The sequence below is a fragment of the Kribbella soli genome, from assembly GCF_004331345.1.
GTDB lineage: Bacteria > Actinomycetota > Actinomycetes > Propionibacteriales > Kribbellaceae > Kribbella > Kribbella soli.
In genome coordinates, this window is record NZ_SJJZ01000002.1 from 1,368,291 (window position 1) to 1,389,351 (window position 21,061).

Below are 21,061 nucleotides of genomic sequence, written 5' to 3' on the forward strand. Positions count from 1 at the left end.
TGTAACGCCGTACGAACCGAAAACTCATCGGCCGATCGATGACTACTTTCCGGCAGCCTCGAAGATCCCGGCGAACCAGTCGAGCTGCGCCAGCTGCTGGTACGTCTGCCCGCCTTCGTGATTGTTGTAGTGGTAGACCTCGATGTCCTTCTGCTCGCTCCCGTAGTGGTTGAACGCGGCGAACACCGTCGACGGCGGGCAGGTGGCGTCCATCAGCGCGACCGAGAACAGCGCGGGCGCCGTGGCCAGCCGGCCGAGGTTGACGCCGTCGAAGTAGCTGAGTGTGTTCAGCGCCGCGTCGACGTCGTGCCGGAAACCCTTCAGGTAGCGCGTGATCTCGCCGTACGGGTCCTTGTCGGTGATCTGCAGCGCCCGCTGGAAGTGGCACAGGAACGGTACGTCGGGAGCGCAGCCGAGCAGCTCGATCCCCGCGAGCGGTGCGAGGCCGGCCGCGGCGATCGAGATGCCGCCGCCCTGGCTGCCGCCGCTGACGATCAGCTTGTCCGGATCCACGAACGGCGACGTCCGCGCCGCCTCGATGGCCCGCACCGCGTCGATGTACACGCGGCGGTAGTAGTACGTGTCCGGGTCGGTGATGCCCGCGGTCATGAAGCCGGGCGTGTGGTTCAGACCGGCGTACGGCGTGTCGTCCGGCGTACCGTCGGGGCCGCCGGAGCTGTAGCCCTGGCCGCGGGTGTCCATCACGAAGTGGGCGTAACCGGCCTGGGCCCACAGCGTGGTCGCGTGCGGGAAGCCGCGGCCACCGGAGTACCCGTGGTACTGCACCACGGTCGGCAGCGGGCCGTCCGTGCCCGCCGGAACGTGCAGCCAGCCCTTCACGGGCGAGCCGCCGAAGCCGGCGTACGTGACGTCGTAGGTGTCGATCACCGCGAGCTTGTTGTCGATCGGGGTGAACGTGGCGGACAGGTCGTCGGTGCGCGCCTTCTCGATGGACCGGCGCCAGAAGTCGACCAGGTCGGCGGGAGCGGCCACCTCGGGCCGGTACTCGCGGAGCTTGTCGAGGGAAAGGTCGAACATGGCCATAAGGGAGAAACCTACGCCCACGAAGCACCCGGCGGAGAGCGGTGTCCACATCCGGTCGAGGCGCCGAACCCTTGACGGGGTATTCCACTTGTGGTGTCCTCTCGGGTATTCCACTTGTGTCATACCAGTTGGAGGCGATCATGAAGCTCGAGCACATTCTTCTGGGCGTGCTGCTGATGCGCCCCAGCACCGGCTACGACCTCAAGCGCTACATGGACGCCCGCGGGACGTTCCTGCGCCCCAACACCCAGATGAGCCAGGTCTACCGCTGCCTGTCGTCGATGGAGGAGCGCGGCTGGGTCTGGCACACCGTCGAGCCCCGGCCGGGTGCCCAGGACGCCAAGACCTACCGGGTCACCGACGAAGGGATCACGGTGTTCATGGACTGGCTCACGGCGCCGTACTCCCCGACCACGATCTACACCCGGGATCCCGGGTTCTACGGGCGGCTCGCGTTCTGCGGGTTCCTCCAGCCCGACCAGGTGATCGAGCTGCTCGATCGGGAGATCCTCGCCCGGCAGCTGCAGATCAAGCGCTTCCGCGACCGCGACCGCTCCGTTCCCGAGGAGCCGGAGCTGCCGTACGACGCGGAGCTCCAGGCCCTGGTCGAGGAGCGGACGCACGAGCTCGGTTCGCTCTACATGGACCAGCACGTCGCCTGGTGCATCGAGCTCCGCGAAGAGCTGCAGAGCCGCAGCTCCCAGCGGCGCATCCGCGCGGTCGACTGACCGCAGGACCACGGTAGTTGCCCCCTCAGGAGCACAGCTATGCCTACTTCCAGGCCGAACATCCTGTGGATCAGCACGCACGACATCAACCCGCATCTCGGGTGCTACACCGGGATCTGGCCGGGTGCCGAGCAGGCGTCCACGCCGCGCCTCGACGCGCTCGCCGCCGACGGGCTGCTGTTCGAGCAGGCCTTCGCCGCCGCCCCGGTGTGCGGGCCGTCCAGGAGCGCGATCATCACCGGCTGCTTCCCGCCGGCGATCGGCACCATGCACATGCGAACGCGCGCCACTCCCCCGCCGGAGGTCCGGCTGCTGCCCGAGTACTTCCGGGCCGCGGGCTACTGGACCGGCAACACCGCGTTCACCGACTTCCAGGTCGACGTCCCCGAGCCGATGTACGACGAACTCGGCGACCACACGCACTGGCGGCTGCGGGACGATCCGGAGCAGCCGTTCTTCATGGCGTTCCACAGCCTGATCACGCACGAGTCGCAGATCTACTTGAGCGACGAGGAGTTCGCCGCACGGACGCCCGACGCGCAGCGGGTGCAGAAGGCCGACGTTCCGCCGTACCACCCGGACACCGAGGTGTACCGGACGTCGTGGCGCCGCTATCTCGAGCTGATCAGCCAGATGGACCACTGGGTCGGCACCATCCTCGACCAGCTCGAGGAGGACGGGCTCGCCGACAACACGATCGTCGTGTTCTGGAGCGACCACGGGCTCGGGATGCCGCGCGGCAAGCGATGGGCGACCGAGCTCGGGTTCCGCGAGCCGTTGATCGTCCGCTGGCCGGAGCGGATCGCGCCCGGATCGACGTACGCCGAACCGGTCGCGCTGATGGATCTGGCGCCGACGATGCTCGCGATGTGCGGCCTCGACGTGCCGGGACACATGCACGGCGAGGTGATCCTCGGGCCCGACGGCCGGGTCCAGGGCCGCAGCGAGTACGTCGTGAGCGCCCGGGACCGGATGGGCGAGGCCGAGGACACCTCCCGCTCGATCCGTGACCGCCGGTTCCGCTACACGCGCCATCTGCATCCGGACCGGTCGCCGATGGGCCACACCGAGTACCCGGACAACCTGTGGACCTGGAAGGAACTCCGCCGGCTGTTCGCCCAGGAAGCCCAGCAACAGCTGGCGTTCGGCGAACCGCCCTCGATCCTCACCGACCTGCAACGCTCGATCGTTGCCGCAAGCAAGCGTGCGCCGGAGGAGCTGTACGACGTCCGGAACGACCCGCACGAGGAGCACAACCTCGCCGGGTTGCCCGGGTACGCCGACGTACAGGAGCGGCTCGACTCCGCGCTCGACACGTGGCTGGCCGAGGTCGGCGATCTCGGGACCAGACCGGAGCGCGATCTGCTCGCTCGCTGGCGTCCCGACGGGCGACGTCCACGAGCCGCGGAGCCTGAAGTCGACAACCGAGACGGCCTGGTGGCGCTCACGGGGACGACGGACGGCTCCACGATCGGCTGGACAACCGACCCTCCCACGGCGGACCGCCGTCGGTGGCAGCTCTACACCGCCCCCTTCACCCCATCCGCACCGATCTGGGTCAAGACCTGGCGGCTCGGCCACGAGCCCAGCGCAGACGTCCCGATCGCAGCACCCGCACGTTAAGGAGCCGATCATGCTCATCCGCCGCTGCAGCGCGCTACTCGCCGCTGCCGCCCTCGTCGTCGGCGCCGGTGCCTGTTCCGGCGCTGGTGCGAGTTCGTCCGCCGCCAGGACGCTGACGATCGCGAACGTCCTCGACAACAACTCCTTCGACCCCACCCAGCTGAACATCGGCAACCAGATGCAGTACTGGTCGCCGGTCTTCGACACCCTGCTGACGCGCGACAAGGACAACAAACTGAAGCCCTGGCTCGCGACGTCCTGGACGTACGACGCCAAGCGCACCACGCTCAACGTGAAGCTGAAGACCGGCGTGAAGTTCACCGACGGTACGCCGTTCGACGCGACCGTGGTGAAGGACAACCTGACCAACCTGGCCGCCGGGACCGGGCAGAACGCGTACATGAGCCGGTCGATCGCGACGTACCAGATTGTCAGCCCGACCGAGCTGAACCTGAAGCTGAAGGCGCCGGACCCTGGGCTGATCGACTACCTGGCCAGCGTCGGCGGCGTGATGGCGAGCCCGAAGTCGCTGAAAGCCAAGGATGTCGCGACCGTGCCGGTGGGCAGCGGGCCGTACGTGCTGGACAAGACCGGGACGGTTGCCGGTAGCACCTATACGTACAAGCGGAACCCAGACTATTGGAACGCGTCCGCCTTCCCGTACGACAAGATCGTCATCAAGCCGATGACGGATGTGACCGCACGGCTGAACGCACTCAAGTCCGGGCAGCTGAACGCGACGCTGACCGACACCAACTCGCTCGCGGACGCCAAGCGAACCGGGCTGACGGCCAACACGACGCCGGTCAACTGGAACGGTCTGCTGCTGCTGGACCGCGAAGGCAAGCTGGTGCCGGCGCTCAAGGACCTGCGGGTGCGGAAGGCGATCAACTTCGCGTTCGACCGGGAGGCGATCCTCAAGAACGTCTCGCACAGCGAAGGCGCGCTGACCACCCAGATCTTCAACGCCGCCGGCGACGGCTACGACAAGTCGCTCGACAGCATCTACAACTACGACCCGGCGAAGGCCAAGCAGCTCCTCGCCGAAGCCGGCTACGGATCAGGTTTCTCGATCACGATACCGGAGTCGCCCGGGTTCGCGCAGTACAACGCGATCATCGAGCAGCAACTGGCCGCGATCGGCATCAAGGTCAAATGGGTCAAGGTTCCGTCCAACGCGGTCATTCCGGAAATCCTGTCCGGCAAGTACCCGGTGGTGTTCATGACGCTGGGCAGCCAGTCCGCGTGGCAGGACATCCAGAAGGCCGTCACCCGCAAGTCGCCGTGGAACCCGCTGAAGGCCGGAGACCCGCAGCTGGACAAGCTGCTCGCCGCGGCCCAGAACGCATCGGAGGCGCAGCTGCCGGCCGCGATGAAGGCGGTCAGCAAGTGGCTCGTCGACAACGCCTGGTTCGATCCGTGGTACCGCGAGAACAGCGTCTACCTGAGCGATGCGAAGACCGCGGTCGCCATGCAGGCCTACAACGTGGCGCCCGCGATCAGCTCGTTCTCCCCGAAGGAGTGATGGCATGTTCGGATTCATCGGACGCCGCCTGGTCGCGTGCCTGGTACTGGTCGCGGTGATCGCCGGCATCACCTTCCTGCTCGCCTTCTCCGGCACGAGCAACGTCGCTCGCAACCTGCTCGGTGAGAGCGCCACCCCGGACCAACTGGCTGCGAAGAACGCCGAGCTCGGTCTGGACCAGCCTCTACTCGCGCAGCTCGGCACCTGGGCTGGACACGCGGTCCGCGGCGACTTGGGCATCTCCTGGTTCACCAACGAGCCAGTGGCACAGGCGATCGCCAACCGGCTGCCGGTCACCTTGTCCATGGTCGTCCTGGCCGTTTCCCTGACCGCACTGATCAGTGTCGGGCTCGGTGTGGCGGCGGCAGTGCGTGGTGGCTGGCTGGATCGGGTCATCCAGGTGCTGAGCGTCGCAGGGTTCGCACTGCCGAACTTCTGGGTCGCACTGGTCCTCGTGGTGTTCTTCTCGGTCACCCTCGGAGTCCTCCCGGCGACCGGCTACGTGCGGCTCTCGGAGTCACCCGGCAGTTGGGCAGCGGCCCTCGTGTTGCCGGTGGTGTCCCTGGTGATCGGGAGTACGGCGTCAGCCGCACAGCAGGTCCGTGGCGCGGTCATCGACGTACTGCGTCAGGACTTCGTCCGCACGTTGCGGGCCCGGGGCATCAGTCCGCGGTCCGTACTGTTCCGGCACGCACTGCGGAACGCGGCGATTCCCGCGCTGACCGTGCTGTCGCTGCAGTTCATCGCACTGCTCGGCGGTGCCGTGGTGATCGAGAAGGTGTTCGCGATCCCCGGTCTCGGCACGCTCACCGTCAACGCCGCGCTCCAGGGCGACGTACCGGTGCTGATGGGCGTCGTGGTCACGCTGGTCGTCCTGGTCGTCATCGTCAACCTGGTCATCGACGTCGTCAGCGGCTGGGTCAACCCGAAGGTGCGTGTCCAGTGACAGCTCGCAAAGTGTTCCGCAACCCGCTGGCGGTCGCGGCGTTGGTGATTCTGCTGGTCATCGTGCTCGCGAGCATCTTCGCACCGCTGGTCGCGCCGCACAGCCCGACCGCGCTCCGGCTCGACAAGATCAACGCAGGTCCGGGCAGTGGCTATCTGCTCGGCGGTGACGGCGCCGGCCGGGACATCTTCAGCCGCCTGCTGTACGCCGGCCGCAACACCCTGACCGGCGCGGTGATCGCTCTCTCGGTCGCACTGGTGCTCGGCGTGGTGTCCGGTCTGCTCAGCGGGTACTACGGCGGTCTGCTCGACGGCGTCCTCGGCTGGGGCGCGAACCTGCTGATGGCGCTGCCGACGATGATCGTGCTGCTCGCGCTGTTCCAGGCGCTCGGCTCGTCGATCTACCTGGCCATGGTCGCGTTCGGCGTGATGCTGTCGCCCGGTTTCCACCGCCTGGTGCGAAGCCAGGTGATGGCGGTCAAACACGAGTTGTACGTCGACGCGGCCCGGGTCTCGGGGCTGAGTGATCCCCGGATCATCGGCCGCCACGTGCTGCTGGTGGTCCGCGCGCCGATCGTCATCCAGGCCGCTGTCGTGGCCGGTATCGCGATCGTCGTCCAGTCCGGGCTCGAGTTCCTCGGCCTCGGCGATCCGGGGACGCCGACCTGGGGCGGCATGCTGCAGGACGCGTTCACGAACATCTACACGTCACGGGTCGCGATCTGGTGGCCCGGTCTGACGATCGCGCTCACCGTCGCCTCGCTGGTCCTGCTGGGCAACGCGATCCGCGACGTCATCCAGCGCACCGAGCGGCCCCGCAAGCCACCGAAACCGCCGGAGCTCGTCCCCGCGACCCCGGACGCCGATGAGCTGCCGCTGCTCCGCATCACCAACCTGACCGTCGGGTACCCGAGCAGCGACGGCTACCGCGAGGTCGTGCACGGCGTCGATCTCGACGTACGGCACGGAGAGGTGATGGGCTTGGTCGGCGAGTCCGGTTCGGGCAAGACCCAGACCGCGTTCTCGGTTCTCGGTCTGTTGTCACCGGGCGGCACGTTGCTGGGTCGCAGCAGCATCGCCTTCGACGGCACCGAGCTGGCCCGGCTGCCCGAGTCCGAGCGGCGCTCGCTGCGCGGCCGGCGGATCGGGTACATCCCGCAGGAGCCGATGTCGAACCTCGACCCGTGCTTCCGGGTCGGCGAGCAGTTGGTCGAGCCGTTGCGCGCGGTCAGCGGCCTGTCCAAGCAGGCGGCCGTCGCCGAAGCACTGCACCTGCTGGAGCGCGTCGGCATCCCGGATCCCCGTCGTACGTTCGCCGCCTATCCGCACGAGATCTCCGGCGGTATGGCGCAGCGCGTGCTGATCGCGGGCGCGGTGTCGGGCAAGCCGGATCTGCTGATCGCGGACGAGCCGACGACGGCGCTGGACGTGACGGTGCAGGCCGACGTACTCGAACTGCTGCGCGGGCTGCAGACCGAGTTCGGGATGGCGATGTTGCTGGTCACGCACAACTTCGGGGTGGTCGCGGACATCTGCGACCGGGTGGCCGTGATGCAGGACGGACGGATCGTCGAGGTCAACGACGTCCGGCCGTTGTTCGCGAGTCCGCAGCACCCGTACACACAGACGTTGCTCGGCTCGACGCTCGAGGACAGCACGCCGCGCACCCGCCTGGAGGTGAATCATGCTTGAGGCACGCAACGTCGTCGTGGAGTACGCCGGCCGCGGCTGGCGATCGAACGGCTTCCGGGCACTGCACGACGTGTCCTTCGACATCAAGCCGCACGAGACGCTTGGTCTGGTCGGTGAGTCCGGCTCCGGTAAGACCACGATCGGGCGGGCGATCCTCGGCCTCGTCCCGGTCGGTTCCGGGTCGATCCGGTTCGACGGACGGGAGCTGATCGGGATGCCGCGCCGGGAGCGCCGGCGATTGAGTGACGACATCCAGGTGGTCTTCCAGGACCCGTACAGCTCGCTCAATCCGTCGATGACCGTCGAGGACATCCTGGTCGAGCCGCTGGTCGCCCGCCGTACGGTCGATCGTCGTCAGGCAAGTGTTCGGGTGCGCACGCTGCTCGACCAGGTCGGTCTGCCGCACGACGCCGTACACCGGCTGCCGCGGGAGTTCTCCGGCGGCCAGCGGCAGCGGATCGCGATCGCCCGGGCGCTCGCGCTGCGACCGAAGCTGATCGTCTGTGACGAGCCGGTGTCCGCGCTGGACCTGTCCACGCAGGCGCGCGTGCTCGACCTGTTCATCTCGATCCAGGAGGAGACCGGCGTGGCCTATCTCTTCATCTCGCACGACCTCGCGGTCGTCCGGCACATCAGCCATCGCGTCGCGGTGCTGTACCGCGGCGACATCGTCGAGTACGGCGACGCTCTCGACGTCACCGAGCGGCCCGACCACCCGTACACGAAACGTCTGCTGATGGCAGCACCCATTCCCGACCCGGACCGCCAGGCAGCGCGCCGTCAGGAACGCCGCGACCTGCTGGCGAGTGAGGCGATTGCATGAAACGCGCTGTGATGGTCATGTACGACTCGCTGAATCGGCGGATGCTGCCGCCGTACGGCGCGGAGAACGTGCATGCACCGAACTTCAGCCGGCTGGCCGAGCAGACCGCGCTGTTCGAGAATTGCTACGCGGGGAGCATGCCGTGCATGCCGGCGCGGCGTGAGCTGCACACCGGCCGGTACAACTTCCTGCACCGCTCGTGGGGTCCACTGGAGCCGTTCGACGACTCGATGCCGGAGCTGTTGCAACAGAGCGGCGTACACACGCATCTGGCGACCGATCACCAGCACTACTGGGAGGACGGCGGGTCGACGTACCACAACCGCTACTCGACGTACGAGTTCTTCCGGGGTCAGGAGGGTGACCGGTGGAAGGGGCACGTCCGTGATCCCGAGGTGCCGGAGACGCTGAACGCGACGACGTTCCTGAGCCGGCAGGACTGGGTGAACCGGCAGTACCTGCAGGACGAGGCGCGGCATCCGCAGACGCTGACGTTCGACGCGGGGATCGAGTTCATCGAGACGAACGTTGCCGAGGACAAGTGGTTCGTGCAGATCGAGACGTTCGACCCGCACGAGCCGTTCTTCAGCTACGACGAGTACCGGCGGTTGCTCGGGGTCGACACCGAGGCGCCGGTGTTCGACTGGCCGTCGTACCGGCGGGTGGTCGAGTCGCCGGAGGAGGTCGAACGGGCGCGCGGTGAATACCTGTCGCTGCTGGCGATGTGCGACCGCTCGCTCGGCCGGGTGCTCGATCTCTTTGATCAGCACGGGTTGTGGGAGGACACGATGCTGATCGTGTGCACCGACCACGGGTTCCTGCTCGGTGAGCGGGGGTGGTGGGGCAAGAGCGTGCAGCCATGGTTCGACGAGACGATCCACACGCCGTTGTTCGTGTGGGATCCGCGGGATCGGGCGGCAGGGGTACGTCGGGACGACCTGGTGCAGACGGTCGACATCGCGCCGACGTTGCTCGACTACTTTGCTGTCGACGCTCCAGCCGATATGCAGGGCCTGCCGCTGACAGGTGATCAGACACGTGCGGGCGCGTTGTTCGGCTCACACGGCGGCCATGTCAACGTCACGGACGGCCGCTACGTCTACATGCGTGCCTGCGCCGAGCCGTCCAACGGTCCGCTCTACAACTACACGCTGATGCCCACGCACATGCGCGCCCGCTTCCGGCCCGGAGAGCTCCAGGACGCGACGCTGACCGACGGCTTCACCTTCACCAAGGGCGTCCCACTGCTGAAAGTCGCGGGCCCACCGGTCGGGAACCCCTGGTGGCATGGTTCGCTGCTCTTCGACCTACAGAACGACCCGCAGCAGCAGCACCCGTTGCGAGACGACGAACTGGAGCTGCAGCTGTGCGGTCTGATGGTCGACTTGATGCGCGCCAACGACGCACCTGCCGAGCAGTACGAACGCCTCGGTCTGCCGGCCGCAGGGCCTGTGCTGACCGAGCATCTGCTGATCGAACGCCAGTGGGAGCAGGCACAACGGGCCCTCCAGCCGTCGGTACGCCGGAGCGAGGTCGCAGAGGACTCTCCGCTGCGAACATTGACGTTGACCGACGTACTGGAGGGCCACCCGGACGTGCTGCCAAGTCATCTGACGGCAGGGCTCACCGGGATGCGTCGACTCATTCCCACCGCTCCCCTGCTCGAGGTGTTCGCTGCGCATCCTGGCGTGACCGCTGAGATGATGCTGGAGCTCGACACCGCGTTGTCCGCACACGTCATCCGAAAGGTGAGTTGATGCGCCCGAACATCGTCTTCGTCATGTCCGACGACCATGCCGCGCACGCGATCTCGGCGTACGGGAGCAAGGTCAACAGCACACCGCACCTGGACCGGCTGGCCCAGGACGGGGTGCGGATGGACGCGACGTACTGCACCAACTCGATCTGTTCGCCGTCCCGGGCGTCCATCCTGACCGGGACGTACAGCCACGTGAACGGGGTCGCGTCGATCTTCACCGAGATCGACTACCGCGTGCCGACGTTCGCGGAAGTGCTGAAGGACGCCGGGTACCAGACCGCGCTGTTCGGCAAGTGGCACCTGGGCGAGCGACCGGAGTCCGCGCCGCGGCACTTCGACGCGTGGCGGGTGTTCCCCGGGCAGGGTGAGTACGTCGACCCGCTGATGCTCGGACCGGACGGCGCCGAGACCGTGCCCGGGTACGCGACGGACATCGTCACCGATCAGAGCATCGACTGGATCCGGCAGCGGGACCCGGAGCGGCCGTTCCTGCTGCTGGTGCACCACAAGGCACCACACCGGCCGTGGGTCCCGGACGAGAAGCACAAACACCTCTACCCGGTCGGTTCGATCCCGGAGCCGAGCACGCTGTTCGACGACCACAGCAACCGGAGCCAGGCGGTCCGTGGCGTCCGCATGTCCGTTGCGGACGACCTGGGTGCGGACGAGCTCGGTGAGGAGCTGCCGGACGAGCTTCGCGGCCCGGAGAACCGGGAGGCGCGGATGCGGTGGAAGTACCAGCGCTACCTGCGCGACTACCTGCAGTGCGTCCAGAGCATCGACGACAACGTCGGGCGGCTCCTCGACGTACTGGACGAGGAGGGGGTCAGCGACAACACGGTCGTCGTCTACACGTCCGACCAGGGGTTCTTCCTCGGCGATCACGGATGGTTCGACAAGCGGCTCATGTTCGACGAGTCGCTGCAGATGCCGATGATGATCCGCTGGCCGTCGGTGATCCCGGCCGGCAGTACCTGCGACGCGATGGTCACCAACGTGGACTTCGCGGCGACGTTCCTCGACATGGCCGGCGCGCCGGTGCTACCTACCTCGCAGGGGCGGAGCTTCCTCCCGGTACTGAGTGGTGAGGAGGTCCCGGACTGGCCGGACGCCGTGTACTACCGGTACTGGGAGCACGACGACCCGATCCACCACGCTCCGGCGCACTACGGCATACGGACGAAGGAGTTCAAGCTCATCCACTACTACGGCGCCGGCCTCGGCGTACCGGGGTCGTCGGAGCGGCTCTTCGAGTCCGAGTGGGAGCTGTACGACCTCCGTAAGGACCCGGAGGAGCTCGTCAACGTAGCCGACGACCCGACGTACGCCGAGACCCGCGCAGCGCTGACCACCCAGCTGGCCCAGCTACAAGCGCACTACGCGGATCTTCCGTATGAAGGCCCATCGACAGAGGCGCCGACGTGGTCGTGGGCAGACGAGAAGTCCCTGCGACAGGTAGCGGAGTACACCGAGCGTCTGAAGGAGCGGACCGACACGTGAACCTCACTGCTGCTGAGGTGAGCACCGCACTCGGTACGCCTGTGCACGGTGTCGAGGTCGTCGAGACCTTCGCAGCGTCCGCTGCCGACGTCGCGCGCCTGCTGATACGTCGCGCAGACGGTAGCGGCTTCACCGTCATCGCCAAGCTCGCGAGTGGAGCCGGACGCGCTGCGGCTCGTCGGGAAGTGCAGTTCTTCGAACAGCTCGCGCCGAAGTGGGATCATCCGGCCCCGCAGCTCGTCGGAGCAAGTGACACCGGTGACCGCGTACTGCTGCTGACCGAGGACCTGGGCGCAGCCGGCTATTGCGTGGTCGGAACCGATGTGACGGACCGACAGCTCCATGGGGCCATCGACGTCCTGGCCGGCTTCCATTCGCGTTTCTGGAACGACTTGACCGCCGCTCCAGATCTCGAGCCGTCGGTGACGAACTCTGCGCAAGCCTGGCCGCCTGAGGTAATCACTCGCCACGCCGCAGCGGTACGGAGCGAGGCAGACAGCTTCTTTGCCGAGGCGACTGAGCTGACGCCGACGGAGCGTGCGGCCCTGGACGAGGTGATCACCGGATGGGAGCGGCAGTTCCAGAACCGTGTCGCCTGCGGCCGGGCACTGACACTGATCCACGGCGACTTCCACTTTCTCGGGAACATCTTCTTCGCCGACGGCGATCCGCGGCCGAAGATCATCGACTGGTCCGAGCTGAAGCCCGGCCTCGGACCACATGACCTGGCCTACTCACTCAGTGCCGTCCCGGCCAGGCAACCTGCCGCCCAGGATCTGCTTCGGTACTACTGGGAGGCGCTGGACCGGCCGGACTACAGCTGGGAGCTCTGCCGCTGGGACTTCCGGTTCTCCGTGATCAGCAACCTGTTCCAGTCCGTCTTCCAGCGCAGCGTGAAGTGGTACCGGGCCTCGCTCACTGCAATGGACACTCTCGACAGTCGTGCCACCCTGACAGAACCACCGCCGACCTGAACCAGGGCTCAGCGCGGCAGGACCTGGTCGAGCTGGCTGCGGGACCATGAAGGACGGGACCATGAAGGAGCTGTCCGGATGAGTGAAGCGACTGTGTTGTCGGTGAACGTCGGTCTGCCGAAGAACGTCGAGTGGAACGGGAAGACCGTGTACACCGGCGTCTGGAAGCAGCCTGTCGACGGGCCGGTGCTGGTCCGTCGGCTGAACCTGGCGGGCGATGGCCAGGGCGACACAGCCGGCCACGGTGGTGAGCAGCGCGCGGTGCTCGTGTACCAGCTCGAGTCCTATCGCTACTGGGAGAAGCACTTCGGACGGGACGACTTCGGCTACGGACAGTTCGGCGAGAATCTGACTGTCGACGGGCTGCCTGACGACGAGGTCTGCATCGGCGACCGGTACCGGATCGGCGGCGCGGAACTGGAGGTCACCCAGCCGCGGGTCACCTGCTACCGGGTCGGTCTGCGGATGGGTGAGCCAGAGCTGCCCGCGCTGCTCGTCAGCCACCATCGGCCGGGCTTCTACTGCCGGGTGATCACGGAAGGCGAGATCGCGGCCGGTGACTCGATCGTCAAGACAGCGACCGGCCCTGGCGCATTGAGTGTGTCCGACACGGACGCGCTGCTCTATCTGCCCGAGCGGGACATGGGGAAGCTGCGGCTCGCCGTACAGATCCCGGCGATGAGTCCTGGCTGGCAGGGTTCGTTCCACGATCTCCTGGAGCAGGCTGCCGCGCCGAAGCCGGCCTGGGACGGCTTTCGGCCGCTGCGGGTGACTGATGTTGTTGCCGAGACCAGCGACGTGTTCTCCGTGTACCTCGCAGCAGCTGACAGTGGTGAGCTGCCAGCGACTCGGGCTGGTCAGTACCTGACGTTTCGGTTGCCTGGTGCGGTGCGCAGCTACTCACTCTCCACCTCGCGCGGCTACCGAGTCAGCGTGAAGCGCGAACCGCACGGTGTCGGGAGTCAATACATCACCCAACTGACGCCGAGCAGCGTGCTGGACGTCGCGGCACCACGTGGTGAGTTCGCCCTCGACGACGGGACCGAGCCGGTGCTGCTCATCTCAGCGGGCATCGGCGTGACGCCTGTGCTCGCGATGCTCCACAGCCTTGCCGGTAGTTCTCGCGAGGTGTGGTGGATCCACGCGGCCCGCGGGCCGACCGAGCATGCGTTCGCGGCAGAGGCACATGAGATGCTCGCACAGCTTCCTCGAGCTCACGAGCACGTGTACTACAGCTCGGTCGACGGCCGGCTGACCAAGGACAAGCTGGCCGGCCTGGCATTGCCGACCGACGCGACGGCGTACGTCTGCGGGCCGGAGTCGTTCATGGCGGACATGCAGGAGGCCCTGAAAGCACTAGGTGTGACGCGGATCCGCACGGAGCTGTTCGGAGCGTTGGCATCGCTGAACCCAGGTGTGGTCGGCCAACCGAGCAGACCGCCGCACCAACCAGATGTGCCCGGCACAGGACCGCTGGTCACGTTCGCCCGCAGCGGTATCTCCACACCCATGCACGAAGGCAGTCTGCTCGAGCTGGCCGAGGCGTGCGACGTGCCAGCCCGCTGGAGCTGCCGCACCGGCGTCTGCCACAACTGCATCACCCCACTGCTCTCAGGCAACCTCACCTACTCCCCCACTCCACTAGAACCACCACCAGACGGCCAGGCCCTCATCTGCTGCTCCCGCCCAACAACCGACCTCGTCTTGGACATGTGATCCGTCGAGCTACGGCAGGGTGAGGCCGAAGCCGGGGTCTTCGGACAGTACGACGTGACCGTCCTCCAGGACGTAGTAGCCGGGGCCGGGAACGCCTTCGATGATGGGGGTGTTGCCGAGGCCGGCTGCCAGGTGGGCGGCGTACAGGGTCTTGAGGGGCTGGCCCCAGGCGTGGGGTGAGGCTTCGGCCTTCAGGAGTGGCATGGTGCGGCGCCAGGCGGTGAGGCCGTGGCCGGTGACGTCCATTAGCGCCACGTCGACGAGGCCTTCGCGGGCCAGCTCCAAGACGTGGGCCTCGTTCGGGTCGTACTCGCCATCGGCGACCTTCGGGCGGGACGGCATCGTTCCCAGGTGTTCGTGCAGGGCCTCCAGGTCCGGGCGGCGTTCGGCGAACGGTTCCTCGATCCAGTACAGGTCGCAGTCCGCGACACCGTCCAGGTACTCGAAGAGGCCGTTGACGGTGAAGCCGTCGTTGCCGTCGACAAGGATCCCGGCGTCCGGGTACAGCTCGCGGGTCAGTCGCGTCACCTCGATGTCGCGCTGCAGTCCGGCGCGGGTGTCCATCCACCGGTGGCCGCGGCCGATCTTCAGTTTGAAGTCGCGGAACCCGAACGCGTGGTCCTGCGCGAGATTCGCCCGGATCGCGTCCATCCCGCCGTCGAGGTCGTCGAAGTAGATGCCGCCGGTGTAGCAGCGCACCCGCGGCGACCCGGCGCCGCCGAGCATCGCGTACACCGGCACATCAAGGATCCGCGCCGCCAGATCGTGCAGCGGGTAGTCGAGGAACTCCGCCGCCGGGTCGATCACGCCCTGCTCCGGATCGATCAGCTCCGCCACCGATCGCCCGATCAGCAGCCCGGGATCCGCGTCGTACAACGGCAGCCCCCAGCCGATCGCGCCGCGGTCGGTCTCCACGACGTACGCCGTGGAGCTGCCGCCGTTCCCGTGGCTCCCGAGGAACGCGTTGTGGCCGATCGTCCGCAGGTACTCGTAGTGGATCTCGGTGGTCGTGACGGAGCTGATGACGTGCCTGGCGAGGGTCATCGGTCAACGATAGACAGAGATCAGCTTCCGGAACGCGACCGGATTGCTGAGCACGTCGGTGTTGTCCGCGAACTGGTCGATCGAGCCGATCAGCCCGTGCCGGGATACGGCTTCGTCAGTCACCGTTGCCAGGCACGCCTCGGTGAACCGCCCGGCCTGGAGCACCTGCGCCGGCCGGTCGTAGTACGGCCGCGGCGCCGGGTCGAGCTCGTCGGTGATCCCGAGCGCGTTGTGGCGACGGGCGACCAGCTCGTACGCCGTGACGAGCGCCTGCTCGCGATCGGCGTACGACTCGGCTGCCACCGCAGCGGCCAGCGCCACGTCGAGCCCGTCCGGGTGACCGAGGCGAGCGAACGCCGTACCGAGCCACTTGCTGTACGGCGCATAGGTCCGTGCCTGCAGCAACGCCAGCCGCATGAGGTCCCGCACCAGCCGAGCAGCCACGACACGTGACCCGAGCTTGTCACCCACCTCGTGCGTGCGCTGAACGAACGCCTCTTCCTGGGCGATCCGCGACCACTGGCAGGCAAGCGTCCACCGCCAGATCTGGTCCGGGTACCAGGCCAGTGCGTCACGAACCCGTGCCAGCCGGCCGTCGTCGGCGTACACCCGGCCCGCCACCACGCCGAGGAGCTGCTGCTGCGGCGTGACCAGCCAGTCCTCGACCGCGATCCCCTTCGACGCGTCGAACCCGAGCAGCTCCCGCAACCAGTCCCCCACGGTCGTGACCGTCACGTGGTGCCGCGGCTCGTGGCTGTCCCAGCCGAAGCGGACGGGGTACCCGTCGTACTCGTCCGGCAGCCCGTCGTCGACGGCCTTACGCACCCGCTCGACCTCGTCCGCGTCGACCAGTACGACGAGCCGCGGCCCCCACCCGTGGTCCGTCGAGCGCGCGGTGTCGTACCCGAGGACGTCGGAGCCCCACCCCAACAGCCCGGCCGCGTAGTCGACGTCCCCCACCAGAGGCGCGATCACCTCGGCATGGAACCCGTCTGCGACATCGGCCGCCTGGCGGAACTCGATCACTGCTTTACCTTCCGATCGTTAGAGTTGCCCGGTGAAACATGTGGTGTGGGACTGGAACGGGACGCTCCTCAATGACAATCACGCCGTACTGGCTGCCGTCAACGAAGTTTGTGCGGGGTTCGGGCGGGTCGAGCTGAGTTGGGGCGAGTGGCAGGCGGCGTACGCGCGGCCGATGCGGCTCTCGTACGAGCAGATCCTGCAGCGCACGCTCGACGAGGAGGAGTGGGCGCAGGTCGACAAGCTCTACCACGACCGGTACGACGCGCTCCTGCCCACCTGTGAGCTCGCTGACGGGGCTCACAACGTACTGCGGGCCTGCACCGCGGGCGGGCGGACTCAGTCGTTGCTGTCGATGTGGTTCCACTCGCGCCTCACGCCGACGGTCGAGCACTACGGCCTCACGCAGTACTTCACCCGGGTCGACGGACTGCCCGGCGAGGTGGGCGGCGGCTCGAAGGCCGACAGCCTGATCCGCCACCTGCAGGCGCAGCAGCTCGACCCGTCCGACGTAGTACTGATCGGAGACGTCGTCGACGACGCTGACGCCGCCCAAGCAGCCGGCGCCCGCTGCGTACTCGTCACCACCGGGGCCATGACCCTGGAAGCCCTGCAAACCACAGGCGCACCAGTCACCACCTCGATCACCCAGGCGCTCCAACTGCTCGACGCCTGACCAGTGCACACAAGCCGGCCCGGCTAGGCTGACCGGCGTGGGGATGGCAGATCGAGGGCTCCGGGGCCGGCGGCGGGAGACCGGTGTACTGGACCGGCTGGTCAGCGAGGCGAAGGCTGGCCGGAGCCAGGTGCTGTTGCTCACCGGAGAGGCCGGAGTCGGCAAGTCGGCCTTGCTGGACGCACTGGTCGCCGGGGCCGATGGTTGCCGGATCACCCGGACCGCTGGGATCGAGTCCGAGATGGAGCTCGCGTACGCCGGTCTCCACCAGCTGTGTCAGCCGTTCCTGGATCACCTCGACCGACTGCCTGCGCCGCAGCGAGACGCGCTCGGTACGGCCTTCGGCCTCGTGAGCGGCCCGGCCCCGGACAAGTTCCTGATCGGTCTGGCTGTCCTCAACCTGCTTGCCGACGCGGCCGACGAGCGGCCTCTGCTGTGCGTGGTCGACGATGCGCAGTGGCTGGACCTGATGTCGGCGCGGATCCTCGCGTTCGTCGCCCGCAGACTCGCCGCCGAGTCGGTGGTCATGGTCTTCGCGGTCCGCGACGGCATCGAGCACGCGTTCACCGGTCTGACCGAACTCGAGATCCGCGGTCTCGACGACGCCGACGCCCGCGCCCTGCTGGACTCCGTACTCCCCGGACCGATCGACCCTCGGGTTCGCGACCGGATCGTGGCCGAAACCCGCGGCAACCCACTCGCCCTGCTGGAGCTCCCCCGCGCGTGGACCGCAGCCGAGCTGGCCGACGGCCTCACCGCAGGCACCCTGACAAGCAGGCTCGAAGACGGTTTCGTACGGCGACTCGAAGCGCTGCAGCCCGACACCCGGCTGCTCCTGCTGACCGCGGCCGCCGAACCGCTCGGCGACCCGACGCTCTTGTGGCGGGCAGCCGAACAACTCGGGCTCGCCGCTGACCCGGCCGCGGGCGCGATCGAGTCCGGGCTGATCACGTTCGGCCAGCACATCCGGTTCCGGCACCCGCTGGTGCGCTCCGCGGCGTACCGGACGGCCACGCCGCAGCAACGACTGGCCGTGCACAGGGTCCTCGCGGACGTCACTGATCCCGAGACCGACCCCGATCGCCGGGCCTGGCATCGCGCGCAGGCGACCATGACCCCCGACGAGAACGTCGCCGCCGAACTCGAACGATCCGCGCAGCGCGCCCAAGCACGTGGCGGGTTCTTCGCGGCGGGCACGTTCCTCGAACGTTCGGCCGCGCTGACGATCGACCCGGGTCTCCGAGCCGACCGCGTACTCGCCGCCGCCACGGCGAAGCGCAGCGCCGGTGCGCTCGATGCTGCGCTGGACCTGCTCGGCGCCGCGTCCGCCGGTCCCGCGAACGCCGTACGGGAGGCGGAGGTCATGCGCCTGCGCGGCGAGATCGCCTTCGACCGCGGACATGCCACCGAGGCAGCCCGAACGCTGGTCGTCGCCGCGAAGCAGTTGGATCCGCTCGACCACGACCAGGCGCGCGTCGCGTACCTGGAGGCGATGTCGGCCGCGATCTGGGCGAGCGGCCCGGAGACCCCGGGGATCCTCGGAGAGGCCGCGTCCGCCGCACCCGCACCGGCGCCGTCGGACCCGCCGGGCGACCTGCTCCTGCAGGCGCTCGCGCTCCGCTTCACCCGCGGGTACGCCGCGGCCGCAACGCAGCTCGTCAAAGCCCTCGACCAGGCGCGGCAGAGCGAGAGCGAGGCCGAGGACGTCCGCGGCTGGCTGTGGCTCGCCGGCAACCGGGCCAGCGGCATCGTCGCGATCGACGTGTGGGACCTCGACGCGGCACTCGAACTTGCTGCCCGCCATGACCGGATCGCCCGCGACAGCGGTGCGCTCGTCCAGCTCCAGTGGGCGCTGAACTTCCGCGCCAACGTGGTGTCGATGACCGGCGATCTCGCGGCCGCCGCGGCGTACGTCGAGGACGAGCGGCAGATCGCGGCCGCGACCGGGAACCGGGTGCTCGGGATCGGCCGCATGCAGCTGGCCGCACTCCGCGGGAACGAGGCCGAGGCGACACCGCTGATCGACGCGATGATCCGCGAAGCACGCGCTCAGGGCCAGGGCCGGATGACCGCGATCGCGACGTACACGAACTCGCTGCTGAACAACGGCCTCGGCCGCTACGAGACGGCCCGGGACGCGGCGCTGCAGGTGTTCGAGCAGGACGTCGTCGCGTACGGCGTACTCGTGATCGGCGAACTGGCCGAGGCCGCCTCGCGGACCGGCGACACCAAGCTGGTCGAGACCGCGCTGGCCTGGCTGAACGAGCGCGTCACCGCCACCCCGTCGGACTGGGGGCGCGGGATGGAGGCCCGTGCGCGAGCGCTGCTCAGCAACGACGAGGACGCGTACCGCGCGTCGATCGACCACCTGAGCCGGACCGGTCTCCGCATCGAGTCGGCCCGCGCCGAACTGCTGTACGGCGAATGGCTGCGCCGCGAAGGCCGCCGCCAGGACGCCCGCGCGCACCTCCGCACCGCCCACGAGCAACTGGCCGCGATAGGTGCTGAAGCCTTCGCCGAACGCGCCCGTCACGAGCTGCTCGCCACCGGCGAGACGGTCCGCAAACGCACGCCCGAGACCACCAACGATCTGACCGCGCAGGAGTCCCAGATCGCCGGCCTGGCCCGCGACGGCCTGACCAACCCGGAGATCGCCGCTCAGCTCTTCATCAGCCCCCGAACCGTCGAGTGGCACCTCCGCAAAACCTTCTCCAAACTCGGCATCACCTCCCGCCGCCAACTCCGAACCTTGAAGCCCTAGGAGGCCAGTGTCATGAGCGACGTGCTGGAAGGTCGCACGGCCGGTGGGCGCGGAGTGCGGGTGCGGTTCTCCGCCGACGGCATCGAGGAGATCACCGACCACCCGTCCGCACCGGACCTGCTACTGATCCCTGGTCTCGTCGACATCCAGCTCAACGGGTACGGCGGCTTGGACGTCAACGACCCGTCCCGCCCGGCGAGCGAGCTGCCCGACCTCGTCCGCGCGTTGTGGGGCCAAGGGGTGACCACGGTCTACCCGACGATCATCTCCGCCGACGACGCGACCACGACCACGCTCGTCAAGCGGGCCGCCTCCGCGCGAGCCACCGATCCCGATGTGGCGTACGGCGTACCGGGCCTGCACCTGGAGGGTCCGTACATCTCGTCCGCGGAGGGCGCCCGCGGTGCGCACGACCCGGCCGTGATCCGGGACCCGGACGCCGACGAGTTCGACCGCTGGCAGGCTGCGGCCGACGGCGCGATCGCGATCATGACCGTCGCGCCGGAACGCGCGGGCGCCCTCGAGTTCACCCGGCACCTCGCGACGAACGGCGTACTCCCGTCGGTCGGGCATTCGCTGGCGACCGCCGCCGACGTCCACGCCTTCGCGGCCGCCGGCGGACTGCTCTCGACCCACCTCGGTAATGGACTGCCCGCTCAGATCGACCGACACCACAACCCGATCTGGCCCCAGCTCACGGAGGACGCGCTCACCGCGGGGCTGATTGCCGACGGCCATCATCTCCCCGCCGACACCTTCGCCGCCCTGGTCCGCGCCAAGGGCCCGACGCGCTGCGTCCTCACCAGCGACGCCGCAGCCTTGGCCGGATGCGCTCCCGGCGATTACCGGACCGCGGTCGGCGGCGCAGTCACCGTCGCCTCCGACGGAAGTCTCCGCCTGCAAGGCACGCCGTACCTGGCCGGTAGTGGCGCTTCGCTCCTCGACTGCCTCCGCTGGGCCACCGGCCCTGGTGGGCTTCCGCTGGAAACCGCTGCCACCATGGCCACCACGACCCCTGCCAACCTCCTCGGCCTGCACGACCGCGGCCGCCTGGAAGTCGGCGCCCGCGCCGACCTGGTCCAGTTGACCAGCACCCCGGACGGCGCCGTCGGCGACGTCGCAACCGTCGTTGTCAACGGCAGATTGATTGCCTGCAGCAACAGTTGAGTTTTGGATCGTCGGTCTGCAATCAGTTCGCAAAGTGCCCAGTGCTTGCCGGTGAACCGGA

The 21,061-nt window shown here is 68.2% G+C and carries 16 protein-coding genes; 13 read left to right on the forward strand and 3 right to left on the reverse strand.

The window, feature by feature from the left end:
• Positions 1 to 42 precede the first annotated feature (42 nt).
• Positions 43 to 1,038 carry an acetylxylan esterase gene (locus tag E0H45_RS20610; RefSeq protein ID WP_238155118.1) on the reverse strand — a complete coding sequence of 332 codons (996 nt, stop codon included), beginning with the start codon at positions 1,036 to 1,038 and terminating at the stop codon, positions 43 to 45.
• A gap of 146 nt (positions 1,039 to 1,184) precedes the next feature.
• Between E0H45_RS20610 and E0H45_RS20615 the strand changes: the two genes are divergently transcribed.
• The 10 genes from E0H45_RS20615 to E0H45_RS20660 all read left to right on the forward strand — a co-directional run bounded on the left by E0H45_RS20615 (position 1,185) and on the right by E0H45_RS20660 (position 14,329).
• Positions 1,185 to 1,772 carry a PadR family transcriptional regulator gene (locus E0H45_RS20615; protein ID WP_131339606.1) on the forward strand — a complete coding sequence of 196 codons (588 nt, stop codon included), beginning with the start codon at positions 1,185 to 1,187 and terminating at the stop codon, positions 1,770 to 1,772.
• Positions 1,773 to 1,811: 39 nt separating this feature from the next.
• Entirely contained in the window at positions 1,812 to 3,395 is a 1,584-nt protein-coding gene (locus tag E0H45_RS20620) for a sulfatase family protein (RefSeq protein WP_131339608.1), read from the forward strand.
• A gap of 10 nt (positions 3,396 to 3,405) precedes the next feature.
• Positions 3,406 to 4,920, forward strand: coding sequence for an ABC transporter substrate-binding protein (locus tag E0H45_RS20625; RefSeq protein ID WP_131339610.1), 1,515 nt, complete (start codon positions 3,406 to 3,408; stop codon positions 4,918 to 4,920).
• Between the two features lie 4 nt (positions 4,921 to 4,924).
• A complete protein-coding gene (locus E0H45_RS20630; RefSeq protein WP_131339612.1) occupies positions 4,925 to 5,866 on the forward strand; it encodes an ABC transporter permease in 942 nt (313 codons plus the stop codon).
• Positions 5,863 to 7,557 (forward strand): dipeptide/oligopeptide/nickel ABC transporter permease/ATP-binding protein, encoded by a 1,695-nt coding sequence (locus E0H45_RS20635; protein WP_131339613.1) that lies wholly within the window; start codon positions 5,863 to 5,865, stop codon positions 7,555 to 7,557. The genes E0H45_RS20630 and E0H45_RS20635 overlap by 4 nt, the downstream gene beginning before the upstream one ends.
• Complete coding sequence (locus E0H45_RS20640; protein WP_131339616.1) at positions 7,550 to 8,380, forward strand: ATP-binding cassette domain-containing protein; 831 nt, start codon at positions 7,550 to 7,552, stop codon at positions 8,378 to 8,380. Before E0H45_RS20635 ends, E0H45_RS20640 begins: the two co-directional genes overlap by 8 nt.
• Positions 8,377 to 10,137 (forward strand): sulfatase, encoded by a 1,761-nt coding sequence (locus E0H45_RS20645; RefSeq protein WP_131339618.1) that lies wholly within the window; start codon positions 8,377 to 8,379, stop codon positions 10,135 to 10,137. The genes E0H45_RS20640 and E0H45_RS20645 overlap by 4 nt, the downstream gene beginning before the upstream one ends.
• Positions 10,137 to 11,639, forward strand: a complete 1,503-nt coding sequence (locus E0H45_RS20650) for a sulfatase family protein (protein ID WP_165546526.1) — start codon at positions 10,137 to 10,139, stop codon at positions 11,637 to 11,639. The genes E0H45_RS20645 and E0H45_RS20650 overlap by 1 nt, the downstream gene beginning before the upstream one ends.
• Complete coding sequence (locus tag E0H45_RS20655; RefSeq protein ID WP_165546527.1) at positions 11,636 to 12,613, forward strand: aminoglycoside phosphotransferase family protein; 978 nt, start codon at positions 11,636 to 11,638, stop codon at positions 12,611 to 12,613. The genes E0H45_RS20650 and E0H45_RS20655 overlap by 4 nt, the downstream gene beginning before the upstream one ends.
• Before the next feature lie 78 nt (positions 12,614 to 12,691).
• On the forward strand, positions 12,692 to 14,329 hold the full coding sequence (locus E0H45_RS20660; protein WP_131339624.1) for an MOSC and FAD-binding oxidoreductase domain-containing protein: 1,638 nt from the start codon (positions 12,692 to 12,694) through the stop codon (positions 14,327 to 14,329).
• A gap of 9 nt (positions 14,330 to 14,338) precedes the next feature.
• Here E0H45_RS20660 and E0H45_RS20665 read toward each other — a convergent pair whose 3' ends face one another.
• The gene (locus E0H45_RS20665; protein ID WP_131339626.1) at positions 14,339 to 15,373 is read right to left on the reverse strand and encodes an enolase C-terminal domain-like protein; all 1,035 of its coding nucleotides are present in this window, start codon (positions 15,371 to 15,373) and stop codon (positions 14,339 to 14,341) included.
• A gap of 3 nt (positions 15,374 to 15,376) precedes the next feature.
• Positions 15,377 to 16,399 (reverse strand): DUF4037 domain-containing protein, encoded by a 1,023-nt coding sequence (locus tag E0H45_RS20670; protein ID WP_131339628.1) that lies wholly within the window; start codon positions 16,397 to 16,399, stop codon positions 15,377 to 15,379.
• Between the two features lie 31 nt (positions 16,400 to 16,430).
• On the opposite strand from E0H45_RS20670, the gene E0H45_RS20675 reads away from it, so the two are divergent.
• From E0H45_RS20675 to E0H45_RS20685, 3 genes are read left to right on the forward strand one after another with little or no spacing between them, the layout of a single operon-like run.
• Positions 16,431 to 17,072, forward strand: coding sequence for an HAD family hydrolase (locus tag E0H45_RS20675; RefSeq protein ID WP_131339630.1), 642 nt, complete (start codon positions 16,431 to 16,433; stop codon positions 17,070 to 17,072).
• Between the two features lie 43 nt (positions 17,073 to 17,115).
• Positions 17,116 to 19,833 carry an ATP-binding protein gene (locus tag E0H45_RS20680; RefSeq protein WP_131340656.1) on the forward strand — a complete coding sequence of 906 codons (2,718 nt, stop codon included), beginning with the start codon at positions 17,116 to 17,118 and terminating at the stop codon, positions 19,831 to 19,833.
• A gap of 12 nt (positions 19,834 to 19,845) precedes the next feature.
• Entirely contained in the window at positions 19,846 to 21,000 is a 1,155-nt protein-coding gene (locus tag E0H45_RS20685; RefSeq protein WP_131339632.1) for an N-acetylglucosamine-6-phosphate deacetylase, read from the forward strand.
• The last annotated feature ends 61 nt before the right edge of the window (positions 21,001 to 21,061 follow it).

Excerpts from the sequence above, each read along its gene's own strand:
- E0H45_RS20610 (WP_238155118.1), bottom strand. The coding sequence starts at position 1,038 with ATGTTCGACCTTTCCCTCGACAAGCTCCGCGAGTACCGGCCCGAGGTG.
- E0H45_RS20615 (WP_131339606.1), top strand. The coding sequence starts at position 1,185 with ATGAAGCTCGAGCACATTCTTCTGGGCGTGCTGCTGATGCGCCCCAGC.
- E0H45_RS20620 (WP_131339608.1), top strand. The coding sequence starts at position 1,812 with ATGCCTACTTCCAGGCCGAACATCCTGTGGATCAGCACGCACGACATC.
- E0H45_RS20625 (WP_131339610.1), top strand. The coding sequence starts at position 3,406 with ATGCTCATCCGCCGCTGCAGCGCGCTACTCGCCGCTGCCGCCCTCGTC.
- E0H45_RS20630 (WP_131339612.1), top strand. The coding sequence starts at position 4,925 with ATGTTCGGATTCATCGGACGCCGCCTGGTCGCGTGCCTGGTACTGGTC.
- E0H45_RS20640 (WP_131339616.1), top strand. The coding sequence starts at position 7,550 with ATGCTTGAGGCACGCAACGTCGTCGTGGAGTACGCCGGCCGCGGCTGG.
- E0H45_RS20645 (WP_131339618.1), top strand. The coding sequence starts at position 8,377 with ATGAAACGCGCTGTGATGGTCATGTACGACTCGCTGAATCGGCGGATG.
- E0H45_RS20650 (WP_165546526.1), top strand. The coding sequence starts at position 10,137 with ATGCGCCCGAACATCGTCTTCGTCATGTCCGACGACCATGCCGCGCAC.
- E0H45_RS20660 (WP_131339624.1), top strand. The coding sequence starts at position 12,692 with ATGAGTGAAGCGACTGTGTTGTCGGTGAACGTCGGTCTGCCGAAGAAC.
- E0H45_RS20665 (WP_131339626.1), bottom strand. The coding sequence starts at position 15,373 with ATGACCCTCGCCAGGCACGTCATCAGCTCCGTCACGACCACCGAGATC.
- E0H45_RS20680 (WP_131340656.1), top strand. The coding sequence starts at position 17,116 with ATGGCAGATCGAGGGCTCCGGGGCCGGCGGCGGGAGACCGGTGTACTG.
- E0H45_RS20685 (WP_131339632.1), top strand. The coding sequence starts at position 19,846 with ATGAGCGACGTGCTGGAAGGTCGCACGGCCGGTGGGCGCGGAGTGCGG.